At 33.6% G+C, this 18,154-nt stretch carries 17 protein-coding genes; 10 read left to right on the forward strand and 7 right to left on the reverse strand.

The genetic code is table 11. The features are described 5' to 3' along the window. Window positions 1-100: 100 nt before the first annotated feature. Window positions 101-721, forward strand: a complete 621-nt coding sequence (locus C3729_RS04810) for an OmpW/AlkL family protein (RefSeq protein WP_104793105.1) — start codon at window positions 101-103, stop codon at window positions 719-721. Between the two features lie 78 nt (window positions 722-799). Here C3729_RS04810 and C3729_RS04815 read toward each other — a convergent pair whose 3' ends face one another. Beyond that, window positions 800-2,341: a glycine--tRNA ligase gene (locus tag C3729_RS04815; RefSeq protein WP_104793106.1), complete on the reverse strand. Its 1,542-nt coding sequence runs from the start codon at window positions 2,339-2,341 to the stop codon at window positions 800-802. Window positions 2,342-3,028: 687 nt separating this feature from the next. Between C3729_RS04815 and C3729_RS04825 the strand changes: the two genes are divergently transcribed. Beyond that, window positions 3,029-4,051, forward strand: a complete 1,023-nt coding sequence (locus C3729_RS04825) for a quinone-dependent dihydroorotate dehydrogenase (RefSeq protein WP_104793108.1) — start codon at window positions 3,029-3,031, stop codon at window positions 4,049-4,051. A gap of 22 nt (window positions 4,052-4,073) precedes the next feature. On the opposite strand, the gene C3729_RS04830 is transcribed toward C3729_RS04825, so the two are convergent. Further along, window positions 4,074-5,318, reverse strand: coding sequence for a DUF445 domain-containing protein (locus tag C3729_RS04830; RefSeq protein ID WP_104793109.1), 1,245 nt, complete (start codon window positions 5,316-5,318; stop codon window positions 4,074-4,076). A gap of 96 nt (window positions 5,319-5,414) precedes the next feature. On the opposite strand from C3729_RS04830, the gene msrB reads away from it, so the two are divergent. Together msrB and C3729_RS04840 are read left to right on the forward strand one after the other, a co-directional pair. Next, on the forward strand, window positions 5,415-5,933 hold the full coding sequence (msrB, locus tag C3729_RS04835; RefSeq protein WP_104793110.1) for a peptide-methionine (R)-S-oxide reductase MsrB: 519 nt from the start codon (window positions 5,415-5,417) through the stop codon (window positions 5,931-5,933). Between the two features lie 132 nt (window positions 5,934-6,065). Then, on the forward strand, window positions 6,066-6,806 hold the full coding sequence (locus tag C3729_RS04840) for a murein L,D-transpeptidase catalytic domain family protein (RefSeq protein WP_104793111.1): 741 nt from the start codon (window positions 6,066-6,068) through the stop codon (window positions 6,804-6,806). Window positions 6,807-6,860: 54 nt separating this feature from the next. Here the strand turns inward: C3729_RS04840 and C3729_RS04845 are convergent, their stop codons facing one another. The 3 genes from C3729_RS04845 to C3729_RS04855 all read right to left on the reverse strand — a co-directional run bounded on the left by C3729_RS04845 (window position 6,861) and on the right by C3729_RS04855 (window position 10,588). Beyond that, the gene (locus C3729_RS04845) at window positions 6,861-9,242 is read right to left on the reverse strand and encodes a TonB-dependent receptor domain-containing protein (protein ID WP_104793230.1); all 2,382 of its coding nucleotides are present in this window, start codon (window positions 9,240-9,242) and stop codon (window positions 6,861-6,863) included. 74 nt (window positions 9,243-9,316) lie between these two features. Then, a complete protein-coding gene (locus C3729_RS04850; protein ID WP_165785716.1) occupies window positions 9,317-9,661 on the reverse strand; it encodes a hypothetical protein in 345 nt (114 codons plus the stop codon). 105 nt (window positions 9,662-9,766) lie between these two features. Further along, window positions 9,767-10,588, reverse strand: coding sequence for a GLPGLI family protein (locus C3729_RS04855; RefSeq protein ID WP_104793231.1), 822 nt, complete (start codon window positions 10,586-10,588; stop codon window positions 9,767-9,769). 142 nt (window positions 10,589-10,730) lie between these two features. Between C3729_RS04855 and C3729_RS04860 the strand changes: the two genes are divergently transcribed. From C3729_RS04860 to C3729_RS04885, 6 genes are read left to right on the forward strand one after another with little or no spacing between them, the layout of a single operon-like run. Further along, complete coding sequence (locus C3729_RS04860) at window positions 10,731-11,060, forward strand: HesB/IscA family protein (RefSeq protein ID WP_104793113.1); 330 nt, start codon at window positions 10,731-10,733, stop codon at window positions 11,058-11,060. Window positions 11,061-11,062: 2 nt separating this feature from the next. Then, the gene (gene sufB, locus C3729_RS04865; protein WP_104793114.1) at window positions 11,063-12,511 is read left to right on the forward strand and encodes a Fe-S cluster assembly protein SufB; all 1,449 of its coding nucleotides are present in this window, start codon (window positions 11,063-11,065) and stop codon (window positions 12,509-12,511) included. A gap of 24 nt (window positions 12,512-12,535) precedes the next feature. Continuing rightward, entirely contained in the window at window positions 12,536-13,279 is a 744-nt protein-coding gene (gene sufC, locus C3729_RS04870; protein WP_104793115.1) for a Fe-S cluster assembly ATPase SufC, read from the forward strand. An 18-nt stretch (window positions 13,280-13,297) separates the two neighbouring features. Continuing rightward, window positions 13,298-14,590 carry a Fe-S cluster assembly protein SufD gene (gene sufD / locus C3729_RS04875; protein ID WP_104793116.1) on the forward strand — a complete coding sequence of 431 codons (1,293 nt, stop codon included), beginning with the start codon at window positions 13,298-13,300 and terminating at the stop codon, window positions 14,588-14,590. A 58-nt stretch (window positions 14,591-14,648) separates the two neighbouring features. Next, window positions 14,649-15,347: a 3'-5' exonuclease gene (locus C3729_RS04880; protein WP_104793117.1), complete on the forward strand. Its 699-nt coding sequence runs from the start codon at window positions 14,649-14,651 to the stop codon at window positions 15,345-15,347. Between the two features lie 35 nt (window positions 15,348-15,382). Next, entirely contained in the window at window positions 15,383-15,712 is a 330-nt protein-coding gene (locus C3729_RS04885; RefSeq protein WP_104793118.1) for an SUF system Fe-S cluster assembly protein, read from the forward strand. 76 nt (window positions 15,713-15,788) lie between these two features. Here the strand turns inward: C3729_RS04885 and C3729_RS04890 are convergent, their stop codons facing one another. Together C3729_RS04890 and C3729_RS04895 are read right to left on the reverse strand one after the other, a co-directional pair. Next, window positions 15,789-16,646, reverse strand: a complete 858-nt coding sequence (locus C3729_RS04890) for a sulfurtransferase (RefSeq protein ID WP_104793119.1) — start codon at window positions 16,644-16,646, stop codon at window positions 15,789-15,791. A gap of 420 nt (window positions 16,647-17,066) precedes the next feature. Next, the gene (locus tag C3729_RS04895) at window positions 17,067-17,912 is read right to left on the reverse strand and encodes a hydroxymethylglutaryl-CoA lyase (RefSeq protein ID WP_104793120.1); all 846 of its coding nucleotides are present in this window, start codon (window positions 17,910-17,912) and stop codon (window positions 17,067-17,069) included. Window positions 17,913-18,154: the final 242 nt, after the last annotated feature.

Here is an 18,154-nt window from a genome sequence, read left to right on the forward strand (position 1 = left end):
ATTTTCACTATAAATATGATAAAACTCAGTGATATAAATCATTTTGGGCGTTTTCCTGAAAATAATATCTTAGCCACCATAACAAACAAAAAAAATAACAATGAGAAAATTACTATTTTTAGCTGGGCTATTATTTACCGTAAGCTTAAGTGCCCAAAATTGGCAAGTTAGATTAAGAGGTGTAGCTGTTCAACCGAACGAAAAATCTGAAGTAAGTGCAATTGGAGGAGATGTCAATATCTCTAATTCATTTATTCCAGAATTGGATTTCACTTATTTCTTTAACAAAAACTTTGCTGCGGAATTAATCTTAGGAACTACAAAACACGATGTAGTAGATGAAAAATCTGCTCTAGGTGATGTAGATTTAGGAAGTGTTTGGTTATTGCCTCCAACTCTTACTTTACAGTATCATTTTTATCCAACTAAAACTTTGAAACCTTATGTAGGAGCAGGACTTAATTACACTCTTTTTTATGGAGTAAAATCTGGCGCTGTAAAAGACGTGAAATATGACAATGCTTTAGGTTTTGCATTACAAGCAGGTGTAGATTACATGCTTACAGATAAGTACTTCTTAAACTTTGATATTAAAAAACTTTTCTTGAAAACAGATGTAGATGTAGATGCTTCTAATGCAGTTTCAGGCGCTACAAGTGTACCAGCAAAAGTAAACATCGATCCACTTTTAATTGGTTTTGGTGTAGGAATGAAATTCTAATATTTCGCTATAAACTAAATTATGAAAAAATCCCGAAGAATTTTCTTCGGGATTTTGTTTTGCTATTTCTTGAAAGAATTAAATCTTAGAAAGTAAAGTTCTGAAATTTACTTTTTCATCAATAATTCTTCTTAAATCTTCTACTTTCACACGCTCTTGTTTCATGGTGTCTCTTTCTCTTAAAGTTACCGTTCCATCTGTTAAAGAATCGTGGTCAACGGTAATACAGAAAGGTGTTCCGATAGCATCTTGTCTTCTGTAACGTTTACCGATGCTGTCTTTTTCTTCAGAAATTACGTTGAAATCATATTTCAAATCATTGAAGATTTTTTCTGCAAATTCTGGTAATCCATCTTTTTTCACCAATGGCAAAATCGCTGCTTTTACAGGCGCTAAGGCAGGCGGAAGTGATAAAACTGTTCTCTCTGAACCGTCCTCTAAAACTTCGTCTTTCAGACAATTTGAGAATAATGCCAAGAACATTCTGTCAAGGCCAATAGAAGTTTCTACTACATAAGGAACGTAATTTTCATTTCTTTCTGGGTCGAAATATTGTAATTTTCTGCCAGAGAATTTTTCATGCGCAGATAAATCGAAATCAGTTCTTGAGTGAATTCCTTCTAATTCTTTGAAACCAAATGGGAATTTAAATTCAATATCAGCAGCAGCATTCGCATAGTGCGCCAGTTTTTCGTGATCGTGGAATTTATAATTTTCTTGTCCTAAACCAAGTGCTAAATGCCAGTTGAGACGTTTTTGTTTCCATTCTTCGTAGAATTTCAATTCCGTTCCTGGTGGTACAAAGAATTGCATTTCCATTTGTTCAAATTCTCTCATTCTGAAGATGAATTGTCTCGCAACAATCTCATTTCTAAAGGCTTTACCAATTTGTGCAATTCCGAAAGGCAATTTATGACGAGAAGTTTTCTGTACATTTAAGAAATTCACGAAAATACCTTGTGCAGTTTCCGGACGAAGATATAAATCCATCGCATTTTCCGCAGAAGCTCCTAATTTAGTCCCGAACATTAGGTTGAATTGTCTTACATCCGTCCAGTTTTTAGAACCAGTGTCAGGATCAGCAATTTCTAATTCTTCAATGAGTGCTTTTACATCAGCTAAATCATTGTTTTCCAGAGATTTTGCCATTCTAGAAAGAATGGTTTTTTGTTTTTCTCTGTATTCTATAACTCTAGGATTGGTAGCTTCAAACTGTGCTTTATCAAAAGCATCACCAAATCTTTTTGCCGCTTTTTCGATTTCTTTTTGCGCTTTATCTTCTAGTTTTGCACAGTAATCTTCAATTAAAACATCTGCACGAAAACGCTTTTTAGAATCTTTATTGTCAATCAATGGGTCGTTAAAAGCATCCACGTGTCCAGAAGCCTTCCAAGTAGTTGGGTGCATCAGGATTGCAGAATCCAATCCCACAATATTCTCGTTCAGTTGCACCATTGCTTTCCACCAATATTGCTTGATGTTATTTTTCAGTTCTGCACCATTTTGTCCATAATCGTAAACCGCCGAAAGTCCGTCATAAATTTCAGAACTCGGGAAAATAAAACCATATTCTTTTGCGTGAGAAACTACCTTCTTGAAAACGTCTTCTTGTTTTGCCATAACTTTTGAATTGAATTGCAAAAATAGGGAATTTATAGCAATTTTCTACATTTTTAAGGAGCAAGACATTTCGTAAATTTATAGAAACTCAGTCCTGCTTTCCGTTGCAATTCCTCGTTTCATTACTTAACCCAATGCTTACTGCGGGATTTCCACTGCAATCAGGGCTAAAAACCCTTTTCAATTATTCTTTCACTGAAAAATCTGCATTAAAAATTAACATCCACTTTGTCATTCCGCAGGAATCTCTCTACAAATAATTACAGAAAATTTTGAGTTTAGATTCCTACGAAAAGACAAAAAAACCGTTAAAATTTGCGCGTACTTAGCGAAACACTTAGCGACTTTGCGTGAAAACAACTTTAAAATATTTCTTCCACTAAAATCTGTATCATCTGCAAAATCAGCGAGAACTTTTTTCATCATAAACTTTCAGAAACCTTTGCGAACTTAGCGAAACACTTATCGACTTTGCGTGAAAACAACTTTAAAATATTTCTTCCACTAAAATCAGCATCATCTGCAAAATCAGCGAGAACTTTCTTCTTCATAAATTTTCAAAAACCTTTGCGCACTTTGCGAAACACTTAGCGACTTTGCGTGAAAACAAAATACAAACACAACTCTTAAAATCAGCGTTCTATACAAAAGAAAAAAAACACTAAATTTGTAAAACCTTTTTTCAAAATGTACAAATCACTTCTTCGTCCGATTTTTTTCAAATTTGATCCTGAAAAAGTTCATCATTTCACCTTTTTTATTCTTAAAAACTTCGGTTTCCTTTCCAAATTATTTTTCCCAAAACCTATAGAAGATAAACGTCTCGAACGTGAATTATTCGGCTTGAAATTCAAAAATCCAGTAGGTTTAGCTGCGGGTTTTGACAAAAATGCAGTGCTGTTTAATGAATTAGCAGATTTAGGATTCGGATTTGTAGAAATAGGAACCGTAACACCAAAAGCACAATCTGGTAATCCGAAAAAACGTCTTTTCAGATTGATAGAAGACGGCGGGATTATCAACAGAATGGGTTTTAACAATGAAGGTTTAGCAAAAATTGTAGAAAATCTTAAAAAATCTCCTCACAAAGTAATCATCGGCGGAAATATTGGTAAAAACACAAACACTTTACCCGAAAATTACACCGCAGATTATGTAGAATGTTTCCGAGGTTTGCACGATTTTGTAGATTATTTTGTACTGAATGTGAGTTGCCCAAATGTTTCTAGTCACGCCAAATTGGAAGACGCAGAATATTTAAAGGAACTGATTACAGAAATTCAGAAAGTGAATGCTGAATATGCTCATCCAAAGCCTGTTCTTCTGAAAATCGCTCCAGATCTCAATAAAATTCAACTCGATGAAATCGTAGAATTGGTTGCCGAAACCAAAATTGACGGAATTATTGCCACCAATACTTCTGTTTCAAGAGAAAACCTTAAAGCCTCTAAAGAAACTTTGAAAAAAATTGGAAATGGTGGACTTTCAGGAAAACCAATCCGTGAAAAAAGTACAGAAGTCATCAGATATTTGGCTGAAAAGTCTAACAATTCTTTCCCAATCATTGGTGTAGGCGGAATTCACAGTGCAGAAGATGCTATCGAAAAATTAGAAGCAGGTGCAAGTTTGGTGCAGATTTACACAGGATTTATTTACGAAGGTCCAGGATTGATGAATGAAATTAATAAACGAATTTTAGAAAAATATTGATTAACTGGTTAGTTGTGAAAGATCATATCAACTGCGCAATACTATAAATCAATAAACCCACCAATCCACCAACCAAAGTCCCATTAATTCTAATAAATTGTAAGTCTTTCCCTACTTCTAATTCTAGTTTTTCGGAGAGTTCTTTTCCTTGCCAATTTCCTACAGTATCTGCAATTAAATCCCCAAATTTATTGGTATTTCGCAAGATGTATTTATAAGCAGTAACTCTTACCCAATGGTCAATTTTATGCTGTAGTTTTTCGTCTGTTCTTAGGTTTTCAGAAAATTCTGCAATGTTTTTGTGAAGATAATTTTTGAGCGAAGAATGTTCTTGTATCAATTCTTCCGTCAATGTTTTTTTCAAAGAAACCCAAATATCATGGGAATATTGATGAATTTTTTCTGGTTGCAGAAAATCATCTTTCATCGCATTGAATTCTTGTTCGTATTGAGGGTTAATTTTGATTTCAGAAGAAAAATCGAATAATTTTTGGGTGATTTCTTTTCTCAAAGCATGGTTTTGGTCTTGCTCTACTTCGTCAAAATATTTAGAAAGTCCAGAAGTGATTTTCTCTGCGATTTTATCATCTACAAAACTCGGAATAAGAGAAAAACTCTCTTTTTTCACACGTTCTCTCACCATTTCGTGGTGTTCCAGAATATAGTTTTTGATTTGCGCAGAAAGGCTGGTAATGAGTTTTTGATGGTCATTTTTTTCGAGAAGATATTCCATTCCATTTCCTAGAATTTGGTTGATTTTAATATCTCCCGTCATTTCTTTTGCTTTTTTGCTGATGAAATTTACCACAGCGTCATCTTCTAATTTTTGAAGAATATCTAACACAATTTCTGATAAATTTTTCACCAAAATATTCGAATTTTTCTCTTTTTGAAGCCATTCTCCAATGAAATGAGAAACCTTCAAATTCTGTATGTAAGGTCTTATATTTTGTGGCGAAAGAAAATTAGTAACCACAAAATTTCCCAGATTATCGCCTATTCTTTCTTTGGATTGTTCAATTAAATTGGTGTGTGGAATTTTTAATCCAAGCGGATGATGAAAAAGTGCTGTTACCGCAAACCAATCTGCCAAAGCTCCCACCATTGCTGCTTCAGAAAAGGCTTTCACATAACCGACCCAATGTCCGAAATTTTGATATTTCTGAAGATAAGTCATCGTCAAAAAAATACAAGTCATCAAAACAAAAAGTCCTGTTGCGAGCATTTTATGATTTCTGAGTTGGCGTTTTTTTATTTCTTCATTCATCTCAATAATGATTATCGAAATTTTTTATAAAGATACGAATCCTAAAAATTGTTTTCTTTCTATTTTTACCAAACTTTATTATAAAATTTTAAAAAAATGAAAAACTTGTTTTTTCTTTTAAGTTTAATTTCTTTGCAATTTTGCTCACAAGTACAAAAACCAAAGTCAATGGAAAATCAAACCGTCAAAAACCCATATTATTCTAGAACAGATAAAACGAAACTGAATGTTTCTAATGCAGAATGGAAAAAAATTCTTCCTACAGATTTATATTATGTAGCAAGAGAAGCAGATACAGAGCGCCCTTTTACTGGCAAATACAATGATTTTGATGAAATAGGGGAATATTATTGTGCGGTTTGTGGCAATCATTTATTCAGAAGTTCTTCTAAGTTTGCGTCAACTTGCGGCTGGCCAAGCTTCTTCGAAGCAGATAAAGATGGCGTTTCTTACAAGAGAGATTCTTCTCACGGAATGGAAAGAATAGAAGTGCTTTGCAAGCGTTGTGATTCGCATCTTGGTCACGTTTTTAATGATGGTCCAGAACCTACAGGAATGCGTTATTGTATGAACTCTGTAAGTCTTGATTTTCAGAGAGATTCTGAGAAAAAGTAATATTTCTATAATTCTAGTTTCCTTTATATTATGTTAAATAGAGTTAAATAAAAGTTAATTAATTTTAATTTAATTTGTTGGTTTATAGTGTTTTGTATTTTTGCCCGACTAAAAATACCAAAACTAAAATCGATGAAGAAATTACTATTATTACTCACGGCAATTTTGATGATTGCCACGTCATTTTATAAAAAAACAAACTTAGAAGTTAATTCTAAAAAACCCGTATCAACTAAAGTTGAAAAAAATTCTGGTAAAGCAACAGAACTTAGCGAAGCTGAAACTTTATACCATGCTATAGAATTCAATAACTCCAATAAACTCGAATTAGATGTTTTTGAAATAGCAATTTTAGGTTTCAATAATTTAAAAAAAGCAGGAAAAATAGATGAAGACAGTCATCTTTTAACTGTTTGTGATTTTTCACTTTCGTCTACTCAAAAAAGACTTTGGGTAATTGATTTAAATGATAAAAAAATATTGTTTAATTCTTTGGTTGCCCACGGAAAAAACACTGGTGAAGAATTTGCCAGAAAATTTTCGAATACAGAAAGTTCATTGCAAAGTAGCCTTGGTTTTTACGTTACAGAATCTACTTATAACGGAAGTAATGGTTTTTCACTAAAACTTCACGGAATGGATAAAGGTTTTAATGACCGAGCTTTACAGCGTGCTATAGTGATGCATGGAGCAGATTACGTGAGCGAAGATTTTATAAAATCTCAGCGTAGAATTGGCAGAAGTTGGGGTTGTCCAGCTGTTCCGACCGCGTTAGCAAAACCAATTATCAATACAATTAAAGATAAAAACGTAATATTTATTTATTATCCAGACCAAAATTATCTTTCTTCTTCAGTGTGGCTAAATGCTTAGTAATTGATATAAAAGAAAAAGGATTTCAAAATTTTGAAATCCTTTTTTATTTGTTTAAAAATTAACATCAAATCCTACATAAAAATTGGCAGGCATAATGGGCGCATAAACCATTCCTCCGTCAAAATAATTCCCGAAAGGATTTTGAGCATCTACAATCGGATTTTTTTGTCGAGTTCCAGTCAGGTTTTCCCCACCGAAATACGCTCTGATGTTTTTATTGAAATTGTGAGCAATCTGTGCATTCCAAGTCATGTAAGCATCAGAAAATTCTGGCAACTGTAAATTCGTTGGATTAGAAGCGGTATTCGGAATTCTCTGTTTTCCTACGTATTGAACGGTTGTATCAAAGGTCCAAAAAGCATCTTTTCCTTCTTTTTTAGTGCTATAAGCGGCGTTGAAAAACCCTCTGTTTTTTGCCATGAAAGGAATTTCTTTTCTTCCGCTAGCGAAATCTGCTTGTACATCATAGTACTTGTACGCTACTCTGAAATCTAGATTTTTTGCCACGCTAAAGTCTAATTGCGTTTGCAGTGAATTGGCAAATGATTTTCCATCTAAATTATAGAAAACGATTTTTTGTGGATTTTCTAAATCTACTAAAACTTGATTTTGGAAATCTGTTCTGAAGAAATCTGTAATCCAACTTGCCTTTTTGCCAAAAAGTTTGAAATCTTGTTGCAGGCTTGCTCCATAATTCCAAGCAATTTCTGGTTTTAAACCGTATGTTTTCCCTCCGTTTTGTGAAATTTCTACACTTCTGTTTGATGCAAAAAACTGTTGGTTTTCTGCAAAAATATTTGCTGTTCTAAAGCCTTTTCCAGCAGAAAGTCTCAAAATGGTTTTTGGCGAAAAGTCATATTTGAAATTAATTCTCGGCGTGAATTGAGTTCCTGCTAAATTGTGAAAATCTACACGCGAACCCGCTACCAAAGTATATTTAAGCCCTGTTAAAGTATATTCAAAAAACAATCCGGGAACGGTTTCTGTTCTTTGGAAATTTTGAGCTAAATAATCTTCGTTATAGTCATCATATAAAAAACTTGCTCCTGTTTTATATTTATGGTTGGTATTTCCAAAAATTGACTCAAAAATTAAGTTAGAATAGTAGGTTTTCTGTTCGCCGAAATAATTTCTAAGACCAAAAAAGCTATTTTGTTTATGATAAGTAAATTGGTTCATCAAACCGATGCTTTGGTAAGGTTTTCCTTTGAAAATGTAACCTGTTTTGTTCCAAACCTGAAAACGATTGATGTCAATATTCACTCCATATTTATTCTGAGAAATTTGAGGAAGTTTGTCATCAAAACCAACTTGTCCTGCAATTCTTTTGTCTACTAAATATTGAATCCCAAAATGTGAACCAAAACCGGAGTTTTCTAAATCATTGTAATCTAATAAATAGGCTGCATTGATTTGATTTCCTTTCGGTCTGTCAAGAAAGGTGTCATTATTATCATCCATTTCGCCCACAGTTGCGTTTCCGTGAAGTAGAATAGATTGTCCCCATTTTTCATTCAATTTAGAAGTAGAAACGATGTTGGCTTCGTATCTTCCGTTAAAATCTGCAAAAAGATTCACAGAGTTTTCTGGTTCTTTATTGAATTTTACAAATTCTGTATTGATTTGTCCTGTAATGCTTTCGTAGCCATTGACTACGGTGCTTCCTCCTTTTGTTAATTGAATCCCTGAAATCCAACGACCGGGAATGAAATTCAAACCATAAGCTGAAGCTAATCCTCTAATTTCTGGTAAAAGTTCTTTGGTTAAAGCGGTATATTTTTGGTCTAAACCGAGCATTTTTAGTTGCTTAGTTCCAGTAACAGCGTTAGAAAAAGAAACATCTACTGTTGCATTGGTTTCGAAACTTTCAGAAAGATTACAACACGCTGCTTTCAATAATTCTTTTGAATTAATATTGAAAACCAAACCCGCTTCTTTTTTATTGAGTGCAGTTGCTTCTTGATATTTGGTAAGTTTTACACCTTCTATAGTTTTCTCTTTTTCGGTGTGTTGAGAATGATCTTCAGAATGATCTTCGGAATGACTTTCAGAAGATGCTGTATGTTCAGAATTTTTAGCAGCGATAGCCTCTTCGAAACTAAGGGCTCTATCATAATGACAACATTCTGGTAAAGCAGTGTAAGTGTCTTCGTCTGTTTTATACTTTTCGTTATCATGACCTACATCTGCAATGTTTTTCAGAAGTTTATCCAAAGAAGTTTTAGAAATATCAAATTCCACTTCTAAGGTTTGGGTTTCTGCGGTCCAAGTTGCAGTTTTAGCACCAGATTTTAGTGCCGTTTTTTCTATTCTGTCTTTGCACATTCCACATTCGCCTTTTACTAAAGCTTTTTCTTTGGTGATTTGTGAAAAGGTAATTTGGAATACGAATAAAAGGAGTAAAGTCAGAAGACTTTTCTGTATATTTTTCATTTTTAATAAGTTAAGTAAATTTTGTTGAAATAATTTTTCAGAATAAGCCACAGTTATGGCTGTACAAATTTTATTTAACCTATTTTGGGCGGTTGCCAAATCGCAATAGAAAGTTGAGATAAATAAGGGTCTAAGTAGAAATTTTCTACTTTATTAGAAATAGCGTGAGAAGAAATTTCGCCTAGAGATTTGTCCGTTTCTTCACCAATGAAAACAATACTTAATGAGCAAGAAGTACATTTTGCACAATTGCTATTACAAGATTGTGATTTTTTGGAAGTATCGTGACAAGGACTAGATTTTTTAGAAGCACTACAGCAATCTTTCTCGGATTTTTCTGTAGTACAACAAGCTGTTTCTGTATTTTGGGCAAAAAGCATTTGATTCGGAACGATGAACATTCCCAATGCGAAAATCATTACAATTATTTTTAAATGCTTTGCCATTTATGGAGCAAAATTATAAAAAAAAACTTTGCCAAAATACATTTGTTGAGTTTTTGACAAAGTTTAACTTTTTTGTGGTTAATTCTTTTCCAGTGGATTATTGTTGGCTTTCGCTTCTTCTTTCAGCCTTTCTTCCATCATTTTTCTTCTCTCAGCTTCATTTTGTGGGTTTTGGTTTCCTCCCATTCTCATTGCAAATCCGCCACCTTGATTTTGAAAAAATGACATCGGGTCTTTGTTGAATTTTTCTTGCTGTTTTAAGAATTCGCTTCTTTTCACTTTAATATTATTGCCAAATCTGCTTTCGAAATTAGGAAGTTCAGCGATTTTTTTGGTTTCTTTCAAGTCAAAAGAATAATCTCCTTTTTCGTCTTCCACTTTTACGATTAATCCTGGCAATCCAGAAAATTTATAAGGCCCATCTATAAACGGAAGCTCTTGAGTAAACCAAGCAAGCCATTTTCTACCTGCAAAAGTAGTTTCTGCCTTTTGAGTTTCATATTCACCAATTTTTACGGTTTCTGGTAAGATTTTCCAAGTAAAAGTTCTGTCTTCATCGTACCAATATTGGTCTCTTGCGATTCTGTCTTTATAAGAAATGGTTTTGGTAGCGTGATTTTTTTCTATGGAATAAGTGATTGCGGTTCTGAATTGCTCCATAGAATTTCTGTCAAAATTGAAATTTCTGGTTTCCATCGCTTGACGAATGGTAGAATCTCTTTTCATTCTTTTTTCGCCGTAGAAAATAGATTTTTCTGTAGAGATGTCTAAGTAAGCATTTTCTATTTTAGGAGCTGCAGTAGAATCCGTTTTCATAGAAACTTGGTACACAAAACGTGTATTTTGTGAAAAACTGAATGCTGAAATGAGTCCTAAAAATAAAATTCCTATTTTTTTCATGTATAAATTTTCTTTTTGATGATTAAATTTCCCCAAAGTTAAAATTTATCTATGAAATACATAGACAAATATTTCGCCACAAATTTGATATTGATTTGAAATGTAGTATTTTTGCAATCTAAAATCATTCTAAATAAAAATAATGATTAAAGTATCAGATTTAGCAAAAGAAAAAGCATCTCAATTGATGAAAGAAGAAGGCTTCAACCCAGAAACCGACTATATAAGAGTTGGCGTAAAGAGTGGAGGTTGTTCTGGATTAGAGTATGTTTTGAAATTCGACAATGAAAAAACAGAAGCTGACCAAGTTTTTGAAGACAATGGGGTAAAGATTGTGGTAGATAAAAAATCATTCTTATACCTTGTTGGGACCACTTTAGAATATTCTGGTGGTCTGAATGGAAAGGGTTTCGTTTTTAATAATCCAAATGCTGCAAGAACTTGTGGTTGTGGAGAAAGTTTTAGTTTATAAGTATGGCAAAATATACAGAAGATGATTTGAGGGAAGACCTCAAAACCAAAGAATACGAAGCTGGTTTTTATACAGATATTGAATATGAAGATTTTCCCGTTGGTTTGAACGAGGAAATTGTTCGTATGATTTCTGCTAAAAAAGAAGAACCAGAATGGATGACCAATTGGCGTCTAGAATCTTTCAGAATTTGGCAAAAAATGGAAGAGCCAGATTGGGCAAATATTAAATATGAAAAACCTGATTTTCAGGCTATTAAATATTACGCTGCTCCGAAAGTAAAGCCAGAATTGACAAGCTTAGATGAGGTAGATCCAGAATTATTGAAAACTTTCGAAAAGTTAGGAATCAATATCGAAGAACAAAAGCGTTTAGCTGGAGTTGCTGTTGACATTGTAATGGATTCTGTTTCTGTGAAAACTACTTTCCAAGCGACTTTGAAAGAAAAAGGAATTATCTTCTGCTCTATTTCTGAAGCGATTAAAGAATATCCTGAGTTGGTTCAAAAATACATTGGTAAAGTTGTTCCAAGAGGCGATAATTTTTATGCAGCTTTAAATTCTGCTGTATTTTCAGACGGAAGTTTCTGCTACATTCCAAAAGGTGTAAAATGTCCGATGGAACTTTCAACTTATTTCCGTATTAATCAAGCAGGAACTGGTCAGTTCGAGAGAACTTTGGTGATTGCAGATGAAGGAAGTTACGTTTCTTACCTTGAAGGTTGTACTGCTCCAGCTCGTGACGAAAACCAATTGCACGCTGCAGTGGTAGAATTAATTGCGATGGACAATGCAGAAATTAAATATTCTACCGTACAAAACTGGTTTCCAGGAGACGAAAACGGAAAAGGTGGAGTGTATAACTTTGTGACCAAGAGAGGTTTATGCGAAAAAAATGCTAAAATTTCTTGGACTCAAGTAGAAACAGGTTCTGCGGTAACGTGGAAATATCCTTCTTGTATTTTGAAAGGAGATAATTCTGTGGGCGAATTTTATTCGATTGCAGTGACTAATAATCATCAGTATGCAGATACTGGAACCAAGATGATTCACATCGGTAAAAACACGAAATCTACCATTATTTCTAAAGGAATTTCGGCGGGGAAATCTAATAATTCTTACCGTGGTTTGGTTAAGGTAATGCCTTCTGCAAAAGGCGCGAGAAACTTTTCACAATGTGATTCTCTTTTGATGGGAAATGAATGTGGAGCACACACTTTTCCATACATCGAAATTAAAGATCCAACAGCACAATTAGAACACGAGGCTACCACTTCTAAAATTGGTGAAGACCAGATTTTCTACTGTAACCAAAGAGGAATTGATACCGAAAAAGCCATTGCTCTAATTGTAAATGGTTTCAGTAAAGAAGTTTTGAACAAATTGCCAATGGAATTTGCCATTGAAGCACAGAAATTATTAGAAATTTCATTAGAAGGTTCTGTAGGATAATTTTTAAATAAGAAAATATACAAAATGTTAAAAATAAATAACTTACACGCCAAAATTGAAGACGGCGTAGAAATTCTGAAAGGAATTAATTTAGAAATAAAACCAGGCGAGGTTCACGCGATTATGGGACCAAATGGTGCAGGAAAATCTACTCTTTCTTCTGTAATTGCAGGAAAAGAAGATTACGAAGTAACCGATGGAGAAATACTTTTCGAAGGAGAAAACATTATAGAAGACGCTCCTGAAGAAAGAGCACACAAAGGAATTTTCCTTTCTTTCCAATATCCTGTAGAAATTCCTGGAGTTACGGTAACTAATTTCATCAAAGCAGCACTTAACGAAACCAGAAAAGCAAATGGTTTAGAAGACATGCCTGCTAAAGAAATGTTGGCCTTAGTTCGTGAAAAATCAGAATTATTAGGAATTAAAAAAGACTTCCTTTCTCGTTCGTTGAATGAAGGTTTTTCTGGTGGCGAAAAGAAAAGAAATGAAATTTTCCAGATGATGATGCTTAATCCTAAATTGGCTATTCTTGATGAAACCGATTCTGGATTAGATATTGACGCGCTGAGAATCGTAGCTGATGGTGTAAATGCTTTCAAAAATGAAGGAAATGCAGTGCTGTTAATTACGCACTACCAAAGGTTATTAAACTATATTCAGCCAGATTTTGTACACGTTTTAGCGGACGGTAAAATCATTAAAACGGGTGATAAATCTTTGGCATTAGAACTCGAAGAAAAAGGATACGATTGGCTCGTAAAATAATGAAAATTGTAAATTAAAATGAGTTTATTCGAACAAATAGAACTTCAAAAATCTTCACTTTCTGGGAGCAAACTTCAGGCTTTAGAACAATTCTTGAGCAAAGGTTTTCCGACTAAGAAAGACGAAGAATATAAATATACCCATCTGAAGGAAATTGTAGAAAAAGATTACAATTTTTCTGCTTCAGAGCACCATTCTATCAGTAAAAAACAATTGGATGAACTTCACCTTGGCGAAGAACATTTTGATTTTATTGTTTTTGTGAATGGAAAATTACACAGAGAATTATCGAATATTTCTGTAGAAAATGCTGAGTTTTTAACCTTGAATTATGCACTTTCTCACGAATCTTATTCAGAAATTATTAAAAATCACTTCAATAAGATTGCTAATCAAGATTTGGCTTTTTGCAATTTAAATGAAGCGCTTCATGAAAATGGTTTCTTCCTTCACGTTCCGAAAAATGTGGTGATAGAAAAGCCAATTCATGTGTTCTATATTTCTCAAAATCAGGAAGAAAACACTTTTTATAACACCAGAAATTTATTGGTAGTAGAAGAAGGTGCGAAAGTAGAAGTGATAGAATCTCATCATAATTTTGATGAAATTTATGTGTTTACCAACTCTGTAACCGAAATTTTTGCAGGTAAAAACGCAAAAGCAGATTGGCATAAATTACAGAATGATAGCGATACTTCTTATTTGGTAGACCACACTTTTGCGAAGCAAGAAAGAGATTCTTTGGCAACCGTAAATACATTTTCTTTCGGTGGAAAATTGGTGAGAAACAATCTAGATTTCATTCATAACGGAGAAAACATCAACTCGTTTATGAACGGAATTACCATTATTGGTGGGGAACAACTAGTTGACCATCACACTGCGGTTCATCATAACCAACCGAATTGTGAATCTTATCAGAATTACAAAGGTGTTTTCAAAGATAAAGCTCACGGTGTTTTCAATGGGAAAGTTTTTGTAGATAAAATCGCTCAAAAAACCAATGCTTATCAGCAAAACAATAATATTTTGTTAGACGAAGGTGCTACTATTGACACTAAACCTCAGTTAGAAATTTTTGCAGATGATGTAAAATGTTCTCACGGTTGTACGGTTGGTCAGCTGAATGAAGATGCTTTATTTTATCTAAGAGCAAGAGGAATTTCTAAAAAAGAAGCACAAGCATTGTTATTATACGCTTTTGCGAATGATGCGATGCAAAATATTGATATTGAGCCTTTAAAATTGAAAATTTCTAAACTTTTAGCTGAAAAATTAGAAGTAGAAATTGCTTTCGAAGATTTAGACTAAAATTTATTTTCAGAATTTTCATAAAAAAACTAAAAACTAAAAACTAAAACCAACCAAAATGATTAAAAATATTCCCATAGAAAAAGTACTTTTTTTGGATATAGAAACCGTTCCGCAAGTCAGTAATTTTACAGAACTTTCTGAAACCGAACAAAAACTTTGGGACAAAAAAACTGCAAGACAAAGAGAAGAAGACATTTCTGCCGCAGATTTTTACGGAGATAGAGCCGGAATAATGGCAGAATTTGGTAAAATTATATGTATTTCTGTAGGAATATATGAGAAAAATGAGAGCATAAAAATTAAATCTTTTGCTGGAGATGATGAACGAAAATTGTTAGAAGAATTTGGCGAAATTTTTAACAGTAACAGATTGAGAGATGCCATTCTTTGTGCTCATAATGGGAAAGAATTTGATTTTCCTTGGATTGCCAGACGTTTTCTCATTAATGGGATGCAACCGCCAGTTCCTTTTCAATTGTATGGGAAAAAACCTTGGGAAATTCCTCATTTAGACACCATGGAATTATGGAAATTTGGAGATTATAAAAGTTATGTTTCATTAGAATTATTAGCGCATGTTTTTAACATTCCTACCCCAAAAGATGACATAGATGGCTCAATGGTTTCATCTATTTTTTACATAGAAAAAGATTTATTTAGAATAGTTAAATATTGTGAAAAAGATGTCTTAACTTTGGCAAATGTTTTCAGACGCATGCGTCAGGAAGATTTATTGAAAAGATATAACGATTAAATTTTGCCAAAAAAACTTGGCTGTGTTTAAAAATTATGAAATATACAGACGAACAAATTGCAGATATAGGTGAAAATATCATTAAAGCCTTAAAAACCGTTTTCGATCCAGAAATTCCTGTAGATATCTACGAATTGGGATTGGTTTATGATGTGCAAATTTCTGAAGATGGAGATGTAAAAGTGGTGATGACTCTTACTACGCCGAATTGTCCTGTAGCAGAATCTCTACCTCAAGAAGTAAAAGAAAAAGTAGCAGGAGTAGAAAATGTAAAATCTGTAGATTTAGAATTGACTTTTGAGCCAAGTTGGAACAAAGACATGATGAGTGAAGAAGCAAAATTTGAATTGGGAATTCTTTTCTAGTTCCAACTCAATTCTCGTATAAAAAATGAAAACACCAATTAATTGGTGTTTTTTTATGTTTTAAATTTAAAAATATTTAGACTTCTTTCGCTATTTCCTTTCCATCTCTTCGGCTCCATTCACTCCAAGAACCTACGTATAAATTCGGAATGGGGAACCCAGCATAGTCTAAAGCCAAAATGGTATGACAAGCCGTAACACCAGAACCACAGTGAATGATTAATTTTTTTGTCATGCTGAGCGGAGTCGAAGTATTTGCCAATAATTGTTGATATTTTTCTTTTAGAATTTCAGGAGGAAGAAACTCGCCATTTTCGTCTAAATTTTCAGAAAAAGGAATGTTAATCGCACCAGGAATATGTCCTGCTACTAAATCTATTGGTTCACTTTCTCCACGGTATCTGTATGCATCTCTCACATCAATCACAGTAGCGGAATTTTCTGAAATTTCTTTTTCTACCTCTTCCAAAGTTGAGGTGGGCCAACTCCAGTTTTCTTTCAAGATAAAAGAAGTTTTTTCAAAAATTTCTTCCCCATATTTTAAAGGAATTCCTGCTTTTTCTGCCGTTTGAAATCCACCACTCAAAACCTGAATTTTTTCAATTCCAAAAGATTTTAACATCCACCAACAACGAGCCGCCGCATTTGCACCGTTAGAAGTGTCATAAACCACAATGTGAGAATCTTCAGAAATTCCTAAATTTTGCAGAGTCTCTGCAAATTTTGAAATCTTTGGCAAAGGATGCCTTCCTCCGAAAGCTGCATCTTCAACAATTTCTGCTAAATCTTTGTCAAGGTCGATAAACCTAGCGCCTTTGATGTGATTTTGCAGGTAATTTTCACGAGCGTCTTTTCCCGTTCTAGCATCAAGGATCACTAAGTTTTCTTGATGGAAAATTTCTGAAAGTTCGGTTGCGGTGATGATGGGTTTCATTGTCTATAATTTTTTTTAAACGCAAAGATTTTCATTTATTTCTATAAATTTTAAGGCACTTCGTTTAGCAAAGGCATTAAAATGCTTCGCAAAGCGAAGTGTTTATCAGTGCAATCTGTGAGCGGTTAAATTTAAATACAATTTTTCTTGATGGAAAATTTCTTGAAGTTCGGTTGCGGTGATGATGGGTTTCATTGAAAGAATATTATATATGAAATTAAGAAAATGTGTATTAATAGCAGCAAACTTGGAATTAATATTGACAGTTTTTTATTGCCTCTTTTTTTGAAGAAATTATAGGTTGATATTATTACCATCACTGGAATTACAAACACAGAGAAGATAACAATGATGAAAGTAACTAAGCCTAAACTTGCTAAAATTGGACTTTCTTCAAAGGCTTCTATCATTATATTTTATTTAAAATTTAAAAATATCTTTCGCTCTATTCCAAGCTGCTTCAAAATTAAGAAGATTCAGTTTGTGGTCTATTTTTTCAGAAGCCATAAAATTAATGACTTGTTCTGTTGGCATATTTCCTACCAAATCATCTTTTGCATAAGGACAACCGCCAATTCCTTTAATCGCAGAATCAAATCTTCTGCAACCTTGGTCATAAGCCGCTTTCAGTTTTACGTATGAATCTTCGTATTTATTATGAAAATGCGCCCCGAAATGAATATCAGGAAACTGCGCAGGAATTTTTTCAAACAATTGCGAAATTCGCTCTACGTTCCCAGTTCCTGTAGTGTCTGAAAGCAAAATATTTTTGATGCCGATTTCTGCAAATCTTTTCGCCCAAAATTCTACATCTTGCCATTTCCAGATTTCACCATAAGGATTTCCGAAAGCCATAGAAAAATAGAGGTTTAATTCTCTTTTTTCAGATTGTACGAACTCCCAGATTTTCACAATTTCTTGATACGCTTCTTCTTGGTTTTTATTGGTATTTCTGTACTGAAACGTTTCAGAAATAGAAAAAGGAAAGCCTAAAATATCAACGTTTTCATGCTTCAAGGCACGTTCTGCTCCAGAAATATTCGCTACAATGACAGAAATTTTGGTGTTATTTTTTTTATGAACTTCTGGGATTACATCTTTAGTATCTGCCATTTGAGGAATGGCTTTTGGCGATACGAAACTTCCACAATCGAGTACATCATAGCCTACTTCCATCAATGCATTAATGTAATCAATCTTTTTTTGAGTGGGAATAAATTCTCCCCAACCTTGCATGGCGTCTCGTGGACATTCAGTTAAAAACATTTCTAATTTTTAGATTTTATTTCTTGCCTAAAAATACGATTTTTTTGACCAAAAGAAAATGGAAAGTCAATTTTATGAAAACCCTTGATTCTGTGTACCAAACTGCGCCCCAGATTGAGCGGCATGTTTGAGCTCTTTTTTCTAAAAATTTTGAGAATATGGCTTAGAAGATGAATTTTTAGAAAAAAAGCGAGTAGCGAAAGCTGGAATTTGGCGCCAAATATTTTTTAAAAAACATCCAT

The organism is Cloacibacterium normanense (assembly GCF_002943105.1).
Classification (GTDB): Bacteria; Bacteroidota; Bacteroidia; order Flavobacteriales; family Weeksellaceae; genus Cloacibacterium.

What these genes read in the sequence shown, in the direction of transcription:
- C3729_RS04810 (WP_104793105.1), top strand. Translation starts at nt 101, where the DNA reads ATGAGAAAATTACTATTTTTAGCTGGGCTATTATTTACCGTAAGCTTA.
- C3729_RS04815 (WP_104793106.1), bottom strand. Translation starts at nt 2,341, where the DNA reads ATGGCAAAACAAGAAGACGTTTTCAAGAAGGTAGTTTCTCACGCAAAA.
- C3729_RS04825 (WP_104793108.1), top strand. Translation starts at nt 3,029, where the DNA reads ATGTACAAATCACTTCTTCGTCCGATTTTTTTCAAATTTGATCCTGAA.
- C3729_RS04830 (WP_104793109.1), bottom strand. Translation starts at nt 5,318, where the DNA reads ATGAATGAAGAAATAAAAAAACGCCAACTCAGAAATCATAAAATGCTC.
- msrB (WP_104793110.1), top strand. Translation starts at nt 5,415, where the DNA reads ATGAAAAACTTGTTTTTTCTTTTAAGTTTAATTTCTTTGCAATTTTGC.
- C3729_RS04840 (WP_104793111.1), top strand. Translation starts at nt 6,066, where the DNA reads ATGAAGAAATTACTATTATTACTCACGGCAATTTTGATGATTGCCACG.
- C3729_RS04845 (WP_104793230.1), bottom strand. Translation starts at nt 9,242, where the DNA reads ATGAAAAATATACAGAAAAGTCTTCTGACTTTACTCCTTTTATTCGTA.
- C3729_RS04850 (WP_165785716.1), bottom strand. Translation starts at nt 9,661, where the DNA reads ATGATTTTCGCATTGGGAATGTTCATCGTTCCGAATCAAATGCTTTTT.
- C3729_RS04855 (WP_104793231.1), bottom strand. Translation starts at nt 10,588, where the DNA reads ATGAAAAAAATAGGAATTTTATTTTTAGGACTCATTTCAGCATTCAGT.
- C3729_RS04860 (WP_104793113.1), top strand. Translation starts at nt 10,731, where the DNA reads ATGATTAAAGTATCAGATTTAGCAAAAGAAAAAGCATCTCAATTGATG.
- sufB (WP_104793114.1), top strand. Translation starts at nt 11,063, where the DNA reads ATGGCAAAATATACAGAAGATGATTTGAGGGAAGACCTCAAAACCAAA.
- sufC (WP_104793115.1), top strand. Translation starts at nt 12,536, where the DNA reads ATGTTAAAAATAAATAACTTACACGCCAAAATTGAAGACGGCGTAGAA.
- sufD (WP_104793116.1), top strand. Translation starts at nt 13,298, where the DNA reads ATGAGTTTATTCGAACAAATAGAACTTCAAAAATCTTCACTTTCTGGG.
- C3729_RS04880 (WP_104793117.1), top strand. Translation starts at nt 14,649, where the DNA reads ATGATTAAAAATATTCCCATAGAAAAAGTACTTTTTTTGGATATAGAA.
- C3729_RS04885 (WP_104793118.1), top strand. Translation starts at nt 15,383, where the DNA reads ATGAAATATACAGACGAACAAATTGCAGATATAGGTGAAAATATCATT.
- C3729_RS04890 (WP_104793119.1), bottom strand. Translation starts at nt 16,646, where the DNA reads ATGAAACCCATCATCACCGCAACCGAACTTTCAGAAATTTTCCATCAA.
- C3729_RS04895 (WP_104793120.1), bottom strand. Translation starts at nt 17,912, where the DNA reads ATGTTTTTAACTGAATGTCCACGAGACGCCATGCAAGGTTGGGGAGAA.